This is a genomic window from Caulobacter sp. GW821-FHT09H08 (assembly GCF_059415885.1).
Genome location: NZ_JBWKOC010000002.1, coordinates 615,982 through 632,879, shown reverse-complemented (window position 1 = coordinate 632,879; position 16,898 = coordinate 615,982). Strand labels below are relative to the sequence as shown.

The following is a 16,898-nucleotide window of genomic DNA, read 5'->3' as shown; positions in this document are numbered from 1 at the left end:
ATCAGGCGGCTCGCTTGGTCAGGGCGTCGTATTCGAGCAGGTTCGCGACCAAGGCCTCGAACTGGCTCATCGGCACCATGTTGGGACCGTCCGACGGGGCGTTGTCGGGGTCGGGATGGGTCTCGATGAAGACGCAGGCCACGCCGACGGCCACCGCAGCGCGGGCCAGGGTCGGCACGAACTGGCGCTGGCCGCCCGACGAGGTTCCCTGCCCGCCCGGCTGCTGGACGCTATGGGTAGCGTCGAACACGACCGGGCAGCCGATCTCGCGCATGATCGGCAGGGATCGCATGTCGCTGACCAGGGTGTTGTAACCGAACGAGGCGCCGCGCTCGCAGGCCATGACGTTGGGATTGCCCGCGCCGGTCACCTTGGCGATGACGTTCTTCATGTCCCAGGGGGCCAGGAACTGGCCCTTCTTGATGTTGATCGCCCGGCCCGTCTCGGCGGCGGCGACCAGCAGGTCGGTCTGGCGGCACAGGAAGGCCGGGATCTGGATGACGTCGACGGCCTCGGCTACCGGCGCGCAATGGTGGATCTCGTGCACGTCGGTCAGGGTCGGCAGACCAGAGGCCTCGCGGATCTCCTGGAAGATCGGCAGGCTGTCCTTCAGGCCGATGCCGCGCTGGGCGCTGGCCGAGGTGCGGTTGGCCTTGTCGTAGGAGGTCTTGTAGATCAGGCCGACGCCAAGCCGATCCGCCATCTCCTTCAGCGCATGGGCCGTTTCCAGCGCGTGCTGGCGGCTTTCCATCTGGCAGGGGCCGGCGATGATCGAGAGCTTCTCGCCGTTGCCGATGCGGACGGGCGCGCCGGTCGGCGTCTTGACCTCGACGACGGCGTTGGGGGCTACGGCTTTCGGCTGACTCAAGGCAACTCTTCCGGCGGACAGGGATTTCAGGCGCCCAAGAGGTGACCTTTCGGGCGGGGTGAAGCAAGTGCGGACACAGAGCGACCAGGACCCGATCATCGTCTGGTTCCGCAACGACCTGCGCTTAGCCGACAATCCGGCCCTGCGCCATGCCGCGGAAAGCGGGCGTCCGGTGGTCCCGCTCTACATCCTCGACGAGACGCCGGGCGTCCGGCCGATGGGCGCGGCCTCGCTGTGGTGGCTGGACAAGTCGCTGAAGAGCCTGGGCGAAAGCCTTGAGAAGCTTGGTAATAAGCTGGTGCTGCGCAAGGGCTTGGCGGCCGACGTGTTGGACGACGTTCTGGAGCACACGGGCGCGACCTGCGTGCTGTGGAACCGCCTCTACGACAAGGCCTCGATCGACCGCGACACCGCGATCAAGGCCCGCCTCAAGGACGCCGGCGTCGATTGCCAGAGCTTCAACGCCGGCCTGCTGAACGAGCCCTGGACGGTCCAGAACGGCGCCAAGCAACCCTACAAGGTCTTCACGCCCTACTGGCGGGCGGCGCGTGAGCAGCTGACCCATGTCGTCGTAGAACCCGCGCCGAAGTCACTGAAATCACCCGACCATTTCCCCCACAGCGAAAGCCTGGCGGGCTGGAACCTGCATCCGACCAAACCCGACTGGTCCAAGGGCTTCGACCTCTGGACACCCGGTGAGGCCGGCGCGCTGGAGAGGCTGGACGACTTCCTGACCGGCCCGGTCGACGGCTATGGCGAGAAGCGCGACATCCCCGGCGTGGAGGCGACCTCCGGCCTGTCGCCGCACCTGCACTTCGGCGAGATCGGTCCGCGCCAGGTCTGGCTGGCCGCCCGCAACGCTGGCGAGCATGGCGACGCCCCCGCCGGCGAGATCGAGAAGTTCCTATCCGAGGTCGGCTGGCGCGAATTCAACCACTCGATCCTGTTCCACTGGCCGGAACTGCCGACCAAGAACTTCAAGCCGGAGTTCGACGCCTTCCCATGGGCCCGGGACCACGCCGCCTTCGAGGCCTGGACCAAGGGCGAGACGGGCTATCCCATTGTCGATGCCGGCATGCGCGAGTTGTGGGTCACCGGCTTCATGCACAATCGGGTGCGGATGATCGTCGCCTCGTTCCTGATCAAGCACCTGCTGGTCGATTGGCGCGAGGGCGAGGCCTGGTTCTGGGACACGCTGGTCGATGCGGACCTGCCCAACAACGTCGGCAACTGGCAGTGGGTGGCCGGCAGCGGCGCCGACGCCTCGCCCTATTTCCGCATCTTCAATCCCATCGCCCAGGGCGAGAAGTTCGATCCGCGCGGCGTCTATGTCCGGCGCTGGGTCCCCGAACTGGGCGGCGTTCCCGACGAATTTATCCACAAGCCGTGGGAGCGGGCCTTGCATCTGCCGGCGGAAGCCAAACGTCTCTATGCACGACCGATCGTCGACCACGCCCGGGCCCGGGAACGGGCGATGGAGGCCTATCGCAGCCTCTGACCAGACGGGGCTTTACGGTCCGGCTGTTAACGGCGCTAATTCTTGCGTCACCCGGATGCGAGGCCCTGCCTTGGATACTGCGCTCTGGAACGATCCCGACCTCAAGGACGCGCCGACGGCGTTCCGCGCCGCCCTCCGCGTGGTGGCGACCAACTGGGATACCGGCTCGGTCACCTGGATCCTGCCCACCAGCAAGGCGCTGAGGTTCGCGGGCGGCAAGCCGGGACCCGACGCGGTCGTGCTGATCAACGACTATAACTTCATGCGCCGCGCCTTCTCGTCGGGCGTCATCGGTTTCGCCGAGGGCTTCATGGCCGGCGAATGGGAAACCCCGGACCTGTCGGCGGTGCTGGAGGCCTTCTCGCTGAACTTCGACAAGCTCTCCAGCCTGCTCTCCGGCAACCCAATCATGCGAGCAATCAACGGCATCCACCACCTGATCCATCGCAACAGTCGCGAAGGCGCGAGGAAGAACATCCATGCTCACTACGACCTGGGCAACGCCTTCTATTCGCGTTGGCTGGACCCCAGCATGACCTACTCCTCCGCCCTCTATGAGCGGCCGAACCAGCCACTGCCCGACGCCCAACACGCCAAGTATGCGGCCTTGGCCCGAACGATCGGTCTCACGCCCGGCAAGCACGTGCTGGAGATCGGTTGCGGCTGGGGCGGCTTCGCGGAGTTCGCGGCCAAGGAGGCCGGAGCCAGGGTCACCGGCATCACCATCTCCCAGGCCCAGTACGACTTCGCCAGGAAGCGCCTGTTCGACCAGGGCCTGGCCGAGAAGGCCGACATCCAGCTGATCGACTATCGCGACATCCAGGGCCAGTTCGACGCCGTGGCCTCCATCGAGATGTTCGAGGCGGTGGGCGAGGCTTACTGGCCCACCTACTTCGAAAAGATTCGCGACGTGCTGAAGCCCGGCGGCCGTGCGGGCCTGCAGATCATCACCATCCGCGACGAGCTCTTCGGTCGCTATCGCGGTCGCACCGACTTCATCCAGCGCTACATCTTCCCGGGCGGCATGCTGCCCAGCGAGGCGCGGCTGAAAGAAGAAACCGAGCGCGCGGGCCTGGAGTGGAGCGACCTCAAGCGCTTCGGCCAGAACTATGCGGACACCCTGGCCGAATGGGCGCGCCGTTTCGAAGGCGCCTGGAGCGACATCCGCAAGGATGGCTTCGACGAGCGGTTCCGGCGGCTGTGGCGGTTTTATCTCAGCTATTGCGAGGCCGGCTTCCGAACGGAACGGACCAACGTGATCCAACTGGGCCTCAGCAGGAGCTAGGGCGATGAACCTCTACACCATGGTCCTCGACTTCCACGGCGGCACCTATATCAGCCAGTTCGACGCCGCGACCGAGGTCGACGCGGTCACCGCCTGGTGCAACGAGCTCCAGGAGGAGCAACTGCTCGGCGAGATCTCCTCCAACGTCGCTGAGGGCATCATGATCGACGCGGTCGAGAACCGCCTGGTCGAGGTCGAGGGCCTGCACGGCGCCTGGTGCGCGGCGACCACGGTGGCGGGCAATCTGGCGCTACTGAACGTGATCATCACCCAGCGGATCGACTGATCGCGACCGCGCCTTCGCGATCCCTGACGCCGCCGTTCGGGCTTTTAGGAAAACTGGCCTTGCCTGTCGGGTGTACGTCACGATCTAAGGCGCTCAAGACCTGCCCGGCCGGACCAAGATCATGACTGTGAAGACCAGCGTCCTGGACGCCATCGGCAATACTCCCCTGATCCGCTTGAACCGCGCCAGCGAGGCCACGGGCTGCGAGATCCTGGGCAAGGCCGAGTTCATGAACCCCGGCCAGTCGGTCAAGGACCGCGCCGCCCTCCACATCATCCGAGACGCCGAGGCCAAGGGCCTGCTGAAGCCCGGTGGTCGCATCGTCGAGGGCACGGCCGGCAACACCGGCATCGGCCTGGCGATGGTCGCCTCAGCGCTGGGCTACAAGACGACGATCGTTATCCCGCGCACCCAGAGCCAGGAGAAGAAGGACGCCATCCGCCTGCTCGGCGCCGAGCTGGTCGAGGTGGACGCCGTCCCCTATTCCAATCCCGACAACTACGTCCGCTACTCCGGCCGCCTTGCCGAGGAACTGGCCAAGACCGAACCCAATGGCGCGATTTGGGCCAACCAGTTCGACAACACCGCCAATCGTGACGCCCACTACAAGACCACGGGCCCGGAAATCTTCGAGCAGACCGGCGGCAAGGTCGACGGCTTCATCTGCGCGGTCGGCTCGGGCGGCACCCTGGCCGGCGTGGCCGCGGCCCTGCGCGAGCGCAATCCGGACGTGAAGATCGGCTTGGCCGACCCCTACAGCGCGGCGCTCTACAGCTGGTACAAGGACGGCGAGCTGAAGTCCGAAGGAACCTCGATCAGCGAAGGCATCGGCCAGGGCCGAGTCACGGCCAATCTCGAGAACCTCAAGATCGACTTCCCCTTCCGCGTGGACGACCAGGAGATGGTCGAGGTGATCTTCGACCTCGTCCAGCACGAGGGCCTTTGCATGGGCGGCTCGACCGGCATCAACGTCGCCGGCGCGATCAAGCTGGCCAAGGAATTGGGGCCCGGCCACACCATCGTGACCATCCTGTGCGACCATGGTTCGCGCTATCAATCCAAGCTCTTCAATCCCGACTTCCTGAAGGAAAAGGGGCTGCCGACGCCGCCTTGGATGTAAGGTCGCCGGCGAGTCAGATTCCGAAGAGGCGTTCCATGAGCACTCCGTCCGATCCGCTGGTCTCCACCGCCTGGCTGGCCGAGCATCTCGATGCGCCTGACGTGCGGGTGGTCGACGCCTCGTGGCACATGCCGGCCGCTCAGCGCGATCCTGGCGCGGAGTTTCTGGTCGCCCACATCCCCGGCGCGGTGTTCTTCGACATCGACGACATCTCCGACGAGACCTCGGACCTGCCGCACATGATCCCGACGGCGACCAAGTTCGCCTCCCGCGCCAAAAAGCTGGGCCTGGGCGACGGCTCGCGGATCGTCGTCTACGACAGCATCGGCATCCTGCCAGCCGCCCGCGCCTGGTGGCACTTCCGCGCCATGGGCCACGAGGACGTAGTGGTGCTGGACGGCGGCCTGCCCAAGTGGATCGCCGAGGGCCGCGCCATCGAGGACGGCCCAACCTCCCCGCAGGAACGCCACTTCACGCCGCGCTATCAGGCCGACATCTACCGCTCGCTGGAGCAGATGCGCGAGATCGTCGAGACCGGCCGCGAGCAGATCATCGACGCCCGCGCCGCCGGCCGTTTCGAAGGCCGAGATCCCGAACCCCGCGCCGGCCTGCGTGGCGGCCACATGCCCGGCGCCCGCAACATCCCACTGTCGGCCATGATCGCACCGGACGGCACGCTGCTGTCGGCCGACAAGCTGAAGATCGTGTTCGAGGCCGCCGGCGTCGACATCGAAAAACCGATCGCCTCGACCTGCGGCTCGGGCATCACTGCCTCGGTCGTCGCGCTCGCGCTGGCCCGCATGGGCAAGCCCCGCTCGGCGGTCTACGACGGCTCGTGGACGGAATGGGGCGGCCTGGCGGACACGCCGGTGGCGACGGGGCCGGCCGTCTAGCGTAGAGGCGGCGCGTACAGCAGACCCGGCTTGGGCGCGTTCCACAGCGCGTTCAGGCCACGATCCAGCTTGAGCGCCGAACCACCCCCGACATCGCGGTCGAAGGTCTCGCCGTAGTTCCCGGCCGTCGTGATCGCGCGATAGGCCCAGTCGGCGTCCAGGCCCAGCATGGCGCCATAGCCGCCCTCGCCTAGCAGTCGCCGGGCCTCGGGATCGGCGCCGGTCTTCATCTCCTTGGCATTGGCCTTGGTCACCCCGTGCTCCTCGGCCAGGATCAGGGCGTAGAGCGTCCAGCGGACGATATCGGTCCAGGCCGGGTCGTCCTGGCGCACAAACGGCCCCAGCGGTTCCTTGGAGATGGCGTCCGGCAGGATCACGTGGTCGCCGGGCGCGCTCATCAACGTCCGGGCCGCCGCCAGGGCCGAGATGTCCGCCGTAAAGGCGTCGCACTTCTCGGCCTGATAGGCCGCTCGCGCCTGGTCCTCGCTGTCGAACACCATGGCGGTGTAGGCGATGCCGCGCGAGCGGAAGAAGTCTTCTAGGTTCTGGGCTGAGGTGGCGTTGCTCTGGACGCAGATCTTGGCCGTGTTCAGCTCGACCGCGCTGGTCAGGTTCAGACTGCGGCGGACCAGGAAGCCCTGGCCGTCGAAGTAGGAGACCGCCGCCATGTCCAACTGGTCGCCGGCGTCGCGCGAGAAGGTCCAGGAGGTGTTGCGGTAGAGGACGTCGACCTTTCCGGTCCGCAGCGCCGTGATCCGCTCCTCGTTGCCCAGCGGCACGAAAATCACCCTGTCGGCCTTGCCCAGCACGGCGGCGGCCAGGGCGCGGCAGAAGTCGACATTGAACCCGCGCCAGCGCCCACTGTTGTCCTGGAAGGCGAAGCCTGGCAGCTCGGGATTGACGCCACAGCGCAATTCGCCCCGCGCCTTAATCGCCTTCAGGGTGGGGCTCGGCGCGGCGGGCTTGAGCTTGAGCGGCGCGGTCGCCTCGACGGGCTTTGGCTCAGCGTCAGGCGCGCGTCGATCGCAGGCCGTCAGGGCCAGCATCGACAAGATCATCACGCCAAATCGCACCGACACCCGATCGCTCCCTTGAACCGCGCGCGGGTGGCCTTAAACCACAACCGTCGCACCGCGTCGCCGAAGAGTACTCCGATGGACGAAGAAACCCGCCTGATCCGTACAGGCTCCGAACCGACTGCGCTGGCGCGGACCGTCAATCCGCCGATCCAGCGCGGCTCGACGGTGCTGCTGCCCAATGCGGCGTCACTGTATGACGACGACCAGATCACCTACGGCATCACCGGCCTCTCCTCGCCCGCCGCCCTGCAGCGGGCATTGGCCGAGCTGGAGGGCTCGCCGGACGTCACCCTCTATCCGTCGGGCCTGGCGGCGATCACCGGCGCGATGCTGGCGGTGCTGAAGGCCGGTGACGAGATCCTGGTGGTCGACAGCGCCTACAAGCCCACGCGCCGGTTCTGCGACCGGGTGCTGACCCGCTTCAACGTCAAGACCACCTACTACGACCCAGCCCTCACGCCCGAAGCGCTGCTCGCCCTGGCGACGCCGAAGACCCGGATGATCCTGCTGGAGGCGCCGGGCTCCCTGACCTTCGAGATGCAGGACATCCCGGCCATCGCCAAGGCGGCCAATGAACGGGGCATCATTACCCTGATCGACAACACCTGGGCGGCCGGCTTCTATTTCAAGCCGCTGGCGCACGGGGTGACCATCAGCGTCCAGGCCCTGACCAAGTATGTCGGCGGCCATTCGGACTGCTTCATGGGTTCGGCCACGACCATGGACGTCGACATCGGCAACGAGCTGGGCAACGCCATGTGGGACATCGGCTGGTCGGTATCCCCGGATGACGCCTACACCATGCTGCGGGGCCTGCGGACCTTGTCCACCCGCCTGCCGCGCCACCAGGAGAACGGCCTGGAGATCGCCCGCTGGCTGCAGGACCGCCCCGAGGTGTCGCGCATCCTGCACCCCGCCCTGCCCGGCGATCCAGGCCACGCCCTGTGGAAGCGCGACTTCACCGGCGCCTGCGGCCTGTTCGGCGTGGTGCTGAAGGACTGCTCACAGCGCGCCGTCCACGCCTTCCTGGACGAGCTGAAGCTGTTCGGCCTGGGCTTCTCGTGGGGCGGCTATGAGAGCCTGGCCATCCACTGCGATCCGCAGCTGAAGAACCGGTCCGTGCCGGTGAAGCTGGAAGGCCCGCTGCTGCGTCTGCATATCGGGCTGGAGAGCATCGACGACCTGAAAGTCGACCTGGATCGGGGCTTCGACGCCTTGCGCGCGGGCTAGACGACCGCGCCGGCCTTCCAGTCGCGGGCCATGAACCGCCCCTCGGCGCCGCCCAGCACAGCCAGGGCGGCCTCTATGTTGCGAGCCTTGGCTGCGTCGGACTTGACGCTGGCGAAGCGGCGCAGGGCTTCCTTCTGAAGGCTCGGCGTCAGCGCTTCCCAGGCCTTGGCGGCGGCCTTGTTCCGCTTCAGCCCCGCGGCGAAGGCCTCCGGCATCGGATCGGCCGGGCCGCCGCGATAGGCCTCGTCGAAGGCGACCGACACCTCGACCGTATCGCCCACCCCGACGCCGGCCGCCGCCTCGCGGACGATGCCATGCAGGTAGAGGAAAAAACCGCCATCGCCGCGTGGGATCATGTTGATCCGCCACGGCTCGGCCGGGGCGCCGTTGATCTGGACCAGCACCGGCATCGGCTTGCGCCAGCCTTCGCGCAGGCGTGCGGCCTGCTCGGCGTCGACCGGCACGAACGGATTGATGCCGTTGATCTCGATCGTCGCTCTGAAGCGAAGGCTGGTCATCGCGCGATCCCTACAGATAGCGCTTCTCGGCCTCCGACGGCTGCTCCCACCAGAGATTGTCGCGGCCATTGCCGTAGTTGATCGGCGCGGCGGCCAGCTCTTCGATCGTCGCGTCGTCCAGGGTGGCGACCTGGATCGAGACGAACGCCCCGCCGATCTGCTCGACATAGCCTTGGCCGAACGTGCGGACGCCGCAGGTCGTGCAGAACTGGTGATTGCCGCTCATCGTGCCGAACTTGTACTCGCCCAGACGATCCTCGCCCGCCAGCAGCCGGAAGGCGTCCGGCTTGATGAGCGCGCCCCAGCTGCGGGCCTTCTTGCAGATCGAGCAGTTGCAACGGCCCGTGCCGGCTTCCAGGTCGATGTCCGCTTCGTAGCGGACCGCGCCGCAGTGGCAGCTGCCGGTATAGGTCTTCAGCATCGGGCTTCCCTCTCGATGAGCGTTTGTTGAACGCCGTTCTAGAGGAAGCCTACTGACACCCTGCTGTCAGTATTGAACTTTTGTCAGGCCGTCCGGCGCGATTGCTCGACGATCTCGGCCACCGCGTGGGCCTGGGCGGCGACCTCGCCGACCACGATCAGCAGCGGGCCATCGCCGGCCTCCTCGACGCGCTCGGCCAGGGTGGCCAGGGTCGCCCGGTAGAGCCTGGCATCCGCGCCACCAGCCTTCTCGACCGCGACGGCCGGGGTGTCGGCGGGGCGGCCCGCGTCGATCATCCGCTGGGCGAGATCACCGGCCACGTCGCCGCCCATATAGACGGCCAGGGTCGCTTCGGGATCGGCGGCGGCGCTCCAGTCGCCCGACAGCTTGCCGGCTTCCAGGCGCGCGGTGGTGAAGACCACGCGGCGGGCCTCGCCACGATGGGTCAGGGGGAAGCCGAACTGGGCGGCGGCGGCGCAGGCGGCGGTGACGCCGGGCACGACCTCGGTCTCGACGCCAAAGCCATTCAGGAATGCCGCCTCCTCGCCCACGCGACCGAAGATCGACGGATCGCCGCCCTTGAGACGAACGACCTTCAGGCCCTTGCGGGCCAAGCGCAGCATCAGGCGGTTGATCTCGTCCTGCTTCATGCTGGGCTTGCCGGCGCGCTTGCCGGTCTGGATGCGCACGCAGCCGGGCGGGGCCAGGGCGATGGCCTCCTCCGAGCACAGAGCGTCGTAGAGTAGCGCCTGGGCGCTCTCGACGGCGCGGAAGGCGCGGACGGTCATCAGGTCCACCGGACCGGGGCCGGCGCCGACCAGCATCACCTTGCCGAACTTGTTCTCAACCGACATGGGCAGGCTCCTTAGAAGTCACGGCCAAGGCCTTGATCATTCGAGCGATCTCGGGGCGACAGGACCCACAATTGGTCCCCGCGCCCGTGGCCGCGCCGACGGCGTCCGGCGTACAGGCTCCGGCGGCGATGGAGGCCTCGACAGCCTTGGCGCCGACCTTCAGGCAGGCGCAGACCATCGGCCCCTTGTCGCCCTGCGCGCCCGGCGCACGGCCGAACAGCAAGGCCGCGCGGGCCTCGGCGGTCAGGGGGACGCCGAACAGTTCAGCCAGCCAGTCGCGCGGCGGCAGACGGCCTTCGACCGTCGTGAACAGCACGGCGACCAGCCGCCCATCCTCGATCCAGGCCTGCCGGCGCGAGCCACTGGCGGCGTCCTCGTAGCTGACGAGTTCGCCCGCCAGACCCTTGGTCAGGACCTTGCGAAGGGCGTCGCGCTCGGCGACGTCGCCCCGGCCCGCGAATTCATGTTGCTGGCAGGCGTCCTGGGGGATCCGCCGCCAGATGAGATCCAGGCCAGCGGGAGCGGCCAGGCCGCATCGCGCGAGAAAAAAGCCCTTCCAGGTCTCGCGATAGGCGCGGACACGAGCGGGCGTATGCTTGAATTCCGGCTGGCCGGAGGTGGGATCGAGGTTCGGCGCCACCAGAGCATTGGCCCGGCCGGACGGCGCGAAGGCGTCGGTCCAGTGCATGGGCATGAACAGCCCGCCACGCCGCTGGCGGTCCGTGAGCTTGGCTACCGCGACCGCCTCGCCGCGCGCGGTGATCACCCGCGCCAGGGCGCCTTCCCTCAACCCCTGCGCCTTGGCGTCGTCGGGATGCACCTCGACGAACGGCTCGGGTGCGTGACGGCAGAGATCCGGCGCCAGGCCGGTACGGGTCATGGTGTGCCACTGGTCGCGGATGCGGCCGGTGTTCAACGACATCGGATAGGCCGCGCCCACCGCCTCGGCCGGTCCGCGCGGCTTGACAGGAACCGCGCGAGCGCGGCCGTCGGGGGTCTGGAAGCGTCCATCGACGAACAGGCGCGGCGTGCCCCTGCCGTCAGCCTTCACTGGCCATTGAATCGGCAGAAGTTCGCTGTAAGCCTCTGGCGTCAAAGTTGAAATACCGGACAGGTTCAGTAGCCGGCCTTCGTTCTCGTAGGCCGTCAGGCGGGCCCATTCTCGGAAGACGCCGGCGTTGTTGGCCCAACCGAAGCCGCCATAGCCCATCGCCGTGGCGACATCGGCCATGATCTTCCAGTCGGCGCGCGCGTTGCCCGGCGCTGGAAACAAGGCCCGCTGGCGCGAGATACGGCGCTCGGAATTGGTGACCGTGCCGTCCTTCTCGCCCCACCCCAGGGCCGGCAGCTTGACGTCGGCGAAGGCGGTGGTGTCGGTCTCGACGCAGTCGGAGACCACGACGAACGGGCACTTGGCCAGCGCATCACGGATCGCGCCACTGTCGGGCAGGCTGACGGCGGGGTTGGTGGCCATCACCCAGATCGCCTTGATCCGCCCGTCGCGGACCGCCTCGAACATCTCGACCGCCTTCAGGCCCGGCGCGCGCGCGGTGTCGGGCGCGCCCCAGAAGCGGGCGACACGGTCCCGATCCTCGGGTGCGAAGTCCATGTGACCGGCCAGGGTATTGGCCATGCCGCCGGTTTCGCGTCCGCCCATCGCATTGGGCTGGCCGGTGATCGAGAACGGACAGGCGCCCGGCTTGCCGATCCGGCCGGTGGCTAGGTGGGCGTTGATGATCGACAGGCCCTTGGCCACGCCCTGGGCCGACTGGTTGGCACCCATCGAGAACAGGCTGACCGTGCGCTCATGAGCCGCGAACAGGTCGTAGAAGGTCTGGAGATCCTCGATCGCCACACCGCAATCGGCGGCGACCGCGCTCAAGGACTGATCCATTTCCAGAAGCGCGGCAATGACTTGATCGAAACCGTTCACGTGCTCGGCGATGTAGTCGCGATCGATCGCACCGCGCCGGATGAGATCGGCCAGCAGACCGTTCCACAGCCGCACGTCGCTCTGCGGGGCGATGGCCAGGTGCAGGTCCGCGCCCTCGGCCGTGTCAGTGCGGCGCGGGTCGATGACCACGTGCTTCTGGCCGCGCGCCTTGGCCGCCTCCATACGGCGGAAGAGCACTGGATGGGTCCAGGCGGCGTTGTGCCCGCTGAACACCACCAGATCGGCGACGTCGAGGTCCTCATAGCAGCCCGGCACCAGGTCGGCGCCAAAGGCCTGCTTGTGGGCGGCCACGGCCGAGGCCATGCAGAGGCGGCTGTTGGTGTCGATATTGCCGGAGCCGATGAAGCCCTTCATCAGCTTGTTGGCGACGTAGTAGTCCTCGGTCAGCAGCTGGCCCGAGACGTAGAAGGCGACGCTGTCGCGGCCATAGCGGGCGATGGTGTCCTTGAAGCGCTTGGCCACCAGGGTGGTGGCCTCGATCCAGGACGCGACCTTGCCGTTGATCGTCGGCTCCAGCAGCCGGCCCTGCAGACTGACCGTCGCGCCAAGCGCCGAGCCCTTGGAGCACAGCCGACCGAGGTTAGCCGGGTGGACGGCGTCGCCGGCGACCGACACCGACCGTCCCTCCCCGACCACGCCCGTCACGCCGCAGCCGACGCCGCAATAGGCGCAGGTCGTCTTGACGGTCTTCAGGGCTGCGGAACCGTCGGCCATGCGGTCAGTCCGCCATCGCCGGCTGGGCCAGCAGGACGCGGCCGTCCTTGACCAGCACCGGCACTACGGGCGTGCAGCCCTTGCCGGCGTCGGCGCCGGTCGGGTGGCCGGTGGCCAGGTCGATGACCCAGCTGTGCAGCGGACAGGTCACGCCGTGGCCGTGGACGATGCCCTGGCTCAGCGGACCGTGCTTGTGCGGGCAGCGATCGACCAGGGCGAAGACCTGACCGTCGCCGGTGCGGAACACGGCGACGTCGCCTTGGGCCGTGGCCACCCGACGCGCGCCGCGCTCGGGGATGTCGGTCACGGCGCCGACGTCACGCCAGTCGGGGTCGATATGGGCTTGAACGGTCATTCGGCCGCCATCTCCAGGGGAAGGGTCGCCATCGGGGTGAACTCGCCAGCCGCCACGCCGCCGGTGGCGCGCTCGGCCCACGGGTCGATCTGGGCGGTTTCCTGCGAGACCACGAAGCGGGCGAACAGCGCCGCGCGGTTGTCGAGGTCGTCCACGGTCTGGGCGCGGATCGTGTCGACACCCACGCGGGCCATCCACTTGTAGATCCGCTCCAGGTACCAGCCGCCCTCGCGGTACATCTGCATGACCGCCGAGATCAGCTGGATCGCCTCCTCTTCGGTGGCGACCTTAGTCAGCAGCTGCGTGCCCTGGATATGCAGGCCGGCGGCGCCGCCGACATGGATCTCGTAGCCGCTGTCGACGCAGATCACGCCGATGTCCTTGCAGGTCGATTCCGCGCAGTTACGCGGGCAACCCGACACGGCCAGCTTGACCTTGGCCGGGGCCCAGGACCCCCACATGAACTTCTCGAGCTTGATGCCCAGGCCCGTGGAGTCCTGGGTGCCGAAACGGCACCAGTCGCTGCCGACGCAGGTCTTCACCGTGCGCAGGCCCTTGGCGTAGGCGTGGCCGCTGACCATGCCCGCCCTGTTCAGGTCGGCCCACACCGCTGGCAGGTCGTCCTTCTGGACACCCAGCAGATCGATGCGCTGGCCGCCCGTCACCTTGACCGCCGGAATGTCATACTTGTCGGCGACGTCGGCGATCGCGCGCAGTTCATCGGGCGTCGTCATGCCGCCCCACATGCGCGGCACGACCGAATAGGTGCCATCCTTCTGGATGTTGGCGTGGACGCGCTCGTTGATGAAGCGCGACTGGCTGTCATCGATATATTCGCCCGGCCAGGCGCACAGCAGGTAGTAGTTCAAGGCCGGACGGCACGAGGCGCAGCCGTCGGGCGTGTCCCACTCCATGGCCTGCATCACGGCCGGCATGGACTTCAATTCCAGTTCGACGATCGCCTTGCGCACGTCGCCATGCGGATGATGCGTGCACTTGCACATCGGCTTCGGCCCCGTCTGGGCCTTGAAGCTGTCGCCGAGGGTTAGGCGGATGACCTGTTCCACCAGCGGGGTACACGAGCCGCACGAGGCCGAGGCCTTGGTCACCGCGCGGACTTCGTCCAGCGAGGTCAGGCCCTGGGCCGTGATGGCGCCCGTGATCGCACCCTTGCAGACGCCGTTGCAGCCGCAGATCTCCTGCGTGTCGGGCATGGCCGCAACGGCCGCGCTAGGGTCCAGGCCCGAGAGGCCCTCCGTGATCGCTTGCCCGAAGATCAGGGTCTCGCGGATTTCCGCGACGTCGGTCCCCGCCTTCATCAGGTCGAAGTACCAGCCGCCGTCGGCCGCGTCGCCGAACAGCACCGCGCCAGCGACCTTGCCGTCCTCAATGACCACGCGCTTGTAGACGCCGCGCGCCGCATCGCGGAACACGATGTCCTCGCAGCCGTCGCCGCCGGCGAACTTGCCGGCCGAGAAGACGTCGACGCCTGACACCTTCAGACGGGTCGAGAGGACCGAGCCCTGATAACCGCCCTCGCCGTCCGTCAGCTCTTCGGCCAGGGCCCGGCACATGTCCCAGATGGGCGCGACCAGGCCATAGCAGTTGCCGCGGTGCTCGACGCACTCGCCGACCGAGAACACGGCCGGGTCCGAGGTGCGCATGACGTCATCGACGACGATGCCGCGATTGACCTGCAGGCCCGAAGCCTTGGCCAGGGTCGCATTCGGGCGGATGCCGACGGCCATGACCAGCAGATCACAGGGCAGAACGCGGCCGTCCTTCAGCTTCAGGCCGGCGACGTTACCGTCCTGGCCGACGATCTCTTCGGAGTGAGCGCCGAGCACCGTCTCGACGCCGCGTTCGGCCAGGGCCTCGCGCAGCAGATAACCGGCGCTCTCGTCCAGCTGGCGCTCCATCAGCACGTCCATCAGGTGGACGACCGTTGCGGCCATGCCCCGACGGGCCAGGCCGTAGGCGGCTTCCAGGCCCAGCAGGCCGCCGCCGATGACCACGGCGCGGGCGCCGGGCTTGCCGGAGGCCTCGACCATCGCCTCGACATCGTCCAGGTCGCGGAATGTCACCACGCCCTTCAGGTCCGAACCCGGCAGCGGCAGGCGGAACGGGTCCGAGCCGGTGGCCAGGATCAGCTTGTCGTAGCCGACTTCCAGTCCCCCCTCGGCGGAGACCGTCCGGCACTCCAGGTCGATGGCGGTGACCGTGCGACCGGCATGCAGGGTGATGGCGTTGTCGCGGTACCAGGCCTCGTCGTTGATGACGATATCGTCGAAGGTCTTCTCGCCCGCCAGAACCGGCGAGAGCATGATGCGGTTGTAGTTCACCCGCGGCTCGGCGCCGAAGATGGTGACGTCGTAGCGGGCGGGGTCGCGCTTCAGCACTTCCTCGACCGCCCGGCAACCGGCCATGCCGTTGCCGATGACGACCAGACGTTCCTTAGGATGGGTCATGGATATCTCGTTCGTCGAAGCGGGAGGATCAGACGCGGACGCTGGCGGCGTCGCCGTGCAGGGTCGGCCACACCGCCCGCCAGCGGGCCTTCAGGCCGTAGAGGGCGAAGAAGGCGAACAGGGCCAGCAGGGCGAAGCCGAGGAAGCCGGACTGGTAGGAACCGGTCATCTTCTTGGCCATGCCCAGGCTCGAGGCCAGGTAGAAGCCGCCGATGCCGCCGGTCATGCCGATAAGGCCGGTCATGACTCCGATCTCCTTGCGGAAGCGCTGCGGCGCCAGCTGGAACACGGCGCCGTTGCCCGCGCCCAGGACCAGCATCGAGAAGAGCAGCACGGCCAGGGCCATGAAGGCCGAGGGGAGCTGGAAGCTGGCGACGGCCAGGCCGAGGGCCGCCAGGAGGTAGACGAAGCTCAGGGTGCGCACGCCGCCGAACTTGTCGGCCAGGGCCCCGCCCACCGGGCGAATGAACGAGCCGGCGAACACGCAAGCGGCGGTGAAAAAGCCGGCGATGACCGGATCCAGGCCGTACTCCGAGTTGAAATACATGGTCAGCGACGAAGCCAGGCCGACGAAGCCGCCGAACGTCACGCCGTACAGCAGCATCAGCCACCAGGCGTCCGGAACCTTCAGGACGTCGAGATATTCGGCGAACTTCTTGGGCGCAGGTTGTTCCGGCGCGTCCTTGGCCAGCAGCATGTAGACGACGAAGGCGACGGCCAGCGGCAGGGCGGCCAGGCCGATCACGGCCTGCCAGCCGAAGATCTTGGCCAAGGCCGGCGCGAACAGGGCCGCCAGGGCGGTGCCCGAGTTGCCGGCGCCGGCGATGCCCAGGGCCAGGCCCTGGTGCTCGGCGGGATACCAGCGCGAGGCCAGTGGCAGGGCCACGGCGAACGACGAGCCGGCGACGCCGAGGATGATGCCCAGGGCCAGCACCTGCTGGTAGTTGTGGATGCCCACGGCCCAGGCCAGGACTAGGCCGGTCAGCACGATCAGCTGGCCGATCATGCCCGTCTTCTTCGGACCGATCCGGTCGACCAGCACGCCGTTGACCAGGCGAAGCAGCGCGCCGGCCAGGACGGGGATGGCGACCATCAGGCCCTTCTGGGCGGGATCAAGGTGGAAGTCCTTGGCGATGGCGACGCCCAGCGGACCCAGGATCACCCAGACCATGAAGCTGAGATCGAAATAGAGGAAGGCTGCGAACAGGGTCGGCGTATGACCGGCCTTGAGGAAATCGCGGGAGAGCATGACGGCCTCGGATGTTTGCGTGTCTGCGAGAGCGGGACGTCATCGTCCCGGGTGGCTGACCGCATCCGAGCGGTCCTCTGGCAGCCGCGAACGCCGTTGTTCGTTG

Annotated in this window: 15 protein-coding genes; 6 read left to right on the top strand and 9 right to left on the bottom strand. The window is 67.7% G+C overall.

The features are described from left to right. Position 1: 1 nt before the first annotated feature. A complete protein-coding gene (gene kdsA / locus AC07NN_RS07965; RefSeq protein WP_494639295.1) occupies positions 2-868 on the bottom strand; it encodes a 3-deoxy-8-phosphooctulonate synthase in 867 nt (288 codons plus the stop codon). A gap of 58 nt (positions 869-926) precedes the next feature. On the opposite strand from kdsA, the gene AC07NN_RS07960 reads away from it, so the two are divergent. The 5 genes from AC07NN_RS07960 (at position 927) to sseA (ending at position 5,950) form a co-directional block, all read left to right on the top strand. After that, on the top strand, positions 927-2,366 hold the full coding sequence (locus AC07NN_RS07960) for a cryptochrome/photolyase family protein (RefSeq protein ID WP_494639293.1): 1,440 nt from the start codon (positions 927-929) through the stop codon (positions 2,364-2,366). A gap of 55 nt (positions 2,367-2,421) precedes the next feature. Then, entirely contained in the window at positions 2,422-3,651 is a 1,230-nt protein-coding gene (locus AC07NN_RS07955; protein ID WP_494639290.1) for a class I SAM-dependent methyltransferase, read from the top strand. 4 nt (positions 3,652-3,655) lie between these two features. Then, on the top strand, positions 3,656-3,937 hold the full coding sequence (locus tag AC07NN_RS07950) for a hypothetical protein (RefSeq protein ID WP_494639288.1): 282 nt from the start codon (positions 3,656-3,658) through the stop codon (positions 3,935-3,937). A 121-nt stretch (positions 3,938-4,058) separates the two neighbouring features. Further along, positions 4,059-5,057 (top strand): cysteine synthase A, encoded by a 999-nt coding sequence (locus AC07NN_RS07945; RefSeq protein WP_494639286.1) that lies wholly within the window; start codon positions 4,059-4,061, stop codon positions 5,055-5,057. A gap of 35 nt (positions 5,058-5,092) precedes the next feature. Further along, positions 5,093-5,950, top strand: a complete 858-nt coding sequence (gene sseA, locus AC07NN_RS07940; RefSeq protein WP_494639284.1) for a 3-mercaptopyruvate sulfurtransferase — start codon at positions 5,093-5,095, stop codon at positions 5,948-5,950. Here the strand turns inward: sseA and AC07NN_RS07935 are convergent. After that, positions 5,947-7,029 carry an amino acid ABC transporter substrate-binding protein gene (locus AC07NN_RS07935; protein ID WP_494639281.1) on the bottom strand — a complete coding sequence of 361 codons (1,083 nt, stop codon included), beginning with the start codon at positions 7,027-7,029 and terminating at the stop codon, positions 5,947-5,949. The genes sseA and AC07NN_RS07935 overlap by 4 nt on opposite strands. Positions 7,030-7,104: 75 nt before the next feature. On the opposite strand from AC07NN_RS07935, the gene metC reads away from it, so the two are divergent. After that, positions 7,105-8,259, top strand: a complete 1,155-nt coding sequence (gene metC, locus AC07NN_RS07930; RefSeq protein ID WP_494639279.1) for a cystathionine beta-lyase — start codon at positions 7,105-7,107, stop codon at positions 8,257-8,259. Here metC and AC07NN_RS07925 read toward each other — a convergent pair. From AC07NN_RS07925 to AC07NN_RS07895, 7 genes are all read right to left on the bottom strand, one after another. After that, entirely contained in the window at positions 8,256-8,777 is a 522-nt protein-coding gene (locus AC07NN_RS07925; protein ID WP_494639277.1) for a YdeI/OmpD-associated family protein, read from the bottom strand. The genes metC and AC07NN_RS07925 overlap by 4 nt on opposite strands. A 10-nt stretch (positions 8,778-8,787) precedes the next feature. Then, positions 8,788-9,198: a GFA family protein gene (locus tag AC07NN_RS07920; RefSeq protein ID WP_494639275.1), complete on the bottom strand. Its 411-nt coding sequence runs from the start codon at positions 9,196-9,198 to the stop codon at positions 8,788-8,790. 83 nt (positions 9,199-9,281) lie between these two features. After that, positions 9,282-10,052 carry a uroporphyrinogen-III C-methyltransferase gene (gene cobA, locus AC07NN_RS07915; protein ID WP_494639273.1) on the bottom strand — a complete coding sequence of 257 codons (771 nt, stop codon included), beginning with the start codon at positions 10,050-10,052 and terminating at the stop codon, positions 9,282-9,284. Next, entirely contained in the window at positions 10,042-12,720 is a 2,679-nt protein-coding gene (locus AC07NN_RS07910; RefSeq protein ID WP_494639271.1) for a nitrate reductase, read from the bottom strand. Before AC07NN_RS07910 ends, cobA begins: the two co-directional genes overlap by 11 nt. A 4-nt stretch (positions 12,721-12,724) precedes the next feature. Continuing rightward, positions 12,725-13,075 (bottom strand): nitrite reductase small subunit NirD, encoded by a 351-nt coding sequence (gene nirD / locus AC07NN_RS07905; RefSeq protein WP_494639269.1) that lies wholly within the window; start codon positions 13,073-13,075, stop codon positions 12,725-12,727. Continuing rightward, a complete protein-coding gene (gene nirB, locus AC07NN_RS07900) occupies positions 13,072-15,543 on the bottom strand; it encodes a nitrite reductase large subunit NirB (RefSeq protein WP_494639267.1) in 2,472 nt (823 codons plus the stop codon). Before nirB ends, nirD begins: the two co-directional genes overlap by 4 nt. Before the next feature lie 28 nt (positions 15,544-15,571). Beyond that, the gene (locus AC07NN_RS07895) at positions 15,572-16,792 is read right to left on the bottom strand and encodes a nitrate/nitrite transporter (RefSeq protein WP_494639265.1); all 1,221 of its coding nucleotides are present in this window, start codon (positions 16,790-16,792) and stop codon (positions 15,572-15,574) included. Positions 16,793-16,898 lie beyond the last annotated feature (106 nt).

Bases quoted from the DNA above. Each gene is read 5' to 3' on its own strand.
- AC07NN_RS07955 (WP_494639290.1), top strand. From the start codon at position 2,422: ATGCGAGGCCCTGCCTTGGATACTGCGCTCTGGAACGATCCCGACCTC.
- AC07NN_RS07950 (WP_494639288.1), top strand. From the start codon at position 3,656: ATGAACCTCTACACCATGGTCCTCGACTTCCACGGCGGCACCTATATC.
- AC07NN_RS07945 (WP_494639286.1), top strand. From the start codon at position 4,059: ATGACTGTGAAGACCAGCGTCCTGGACGCCATCGGCAATACTCCCCTG.
- sseA (WP_494639284.1), top strand. From the start codon at position 5,093: ATGAGCACTCCGTCCGATCCGCTGGTCTCCACCGCCTGGCTGGCCGAG.
- metC (WP_494639279.1), top strand. From the start codon at position 7,105: ATGGACGAAGAAACCCGCCTGATCCGTACAGGCTCCGAACCGACTGCG.
- AC07NN_RS07925 (WP_494639277.1), bottom strand. From the start codon at position 8,777: ATGACCAGCCTTCGCTTCAGAGCGACGATCGAGATCAACGGCATCAAT.
- AC07NN_RS07920 (WP_494639275.1), bottom strand. From the start codon at position 9,198: ATGCTGAAGACCTATACCGGCAGCTGCCACTGCGGCGCGGTCCGCTAC.
- cobA (WP_494639273.1), bottom strand. From the start codon at position 10,052: ATGTCGGTTGAGAACAAGTTCGGCAAGGTGATGCTGGTCGGCGCCGGC.
- AC07NN_RS07910 (WP_494639271.1), bottom strand. From the start codon at position 12,720: ATGGCCGACGGTTCCGCAGCCCTGAAGACCGTCAAGACGACCTGCGCC.
- nirD (WP_494639269.1), bottom strand. From the start codon at position 13,075: ATGACCGTTCAAGCCCATATCGACCCCGACTGGCGTGACGTCGGCGCC.
- nirB (WP_494639267.1), bottom strand. From the start codon at position 15,543: ATGACCCATCCTAAGGAACGTCTGGTCGTCATCGGCAACGGCATGGCC.
- AC07NN_RS07895 (WP_494639265.1), bottom strand. From the start codon at position 16,792: ATGCTCTCCCGCGATTTCCTCAAGGCCGGTCATACGCCGACCCTGTTC.